This window comes from Variovorax sp. 10N420 (assembly GCF_056394705.1).
In genome coordinates this window covers 1-467 of record NZ_JBFTIJ010000048.1, presented here as the reverse complement: position 1 = coordinate 467, position 467 = coordinate 1, and the positions used below count along the sequence as shown (strand labels likewise).

1 pseudogene is annotated in these 467 nt (G+C 64.0%); it reads left to right on the top strand.

Annotated elements, in window-relative coordinates:
- Positions 1-182 (top strand): annotated as a pseudogene (locus tag AC1DEK_RS30150) (hypothetical protein); the annotation flags it as partial.
- Positions 183-467: the final 285 nt, after the last annotated feature.

Here is a 467-nt window from a genome sequence, read left to right as displayed (position 1 = left end):
CGGGACTCGCCCCGGCGGGCGACTTACTTTTCTTTGGGTCGCCAAAGAAAAGTAAGCAAAAGAAAGGCGACCCCACTGTGCGCGTCCCTGCGCTTCGCTTCGGGCAACCTGCGGTGCTCGCTTCAGGCGGGGTCCGCGCGAAACTCGCTTCGCTCAAACACGCGCAGCCCTCGTCCGCCTGAAGCTGCGCTCCTCGGCACGCACAGAGGGGACCCCGATGCGGGGACCAACACAAATACCAAGACACAACGCGCCGTGGCGCGTCCTCGTGTTGTGTTGGGTTTGGCTGTTGGTATTCAAAGCGCCGAGCGAAGCAAAGGCCCGAGCACTCCCTTCTGGGGGTGCCGAGGAGCGGAGCTTTTCGTGGATCAGGGCCGCGCGTGTTTGAGCGCAGCGAGTTTGCGCGGACCCCACGAAAAGCGAGCACCGCAGGTTGCCCGTAGCGCAGCGAAGGGACGCCCACAGCA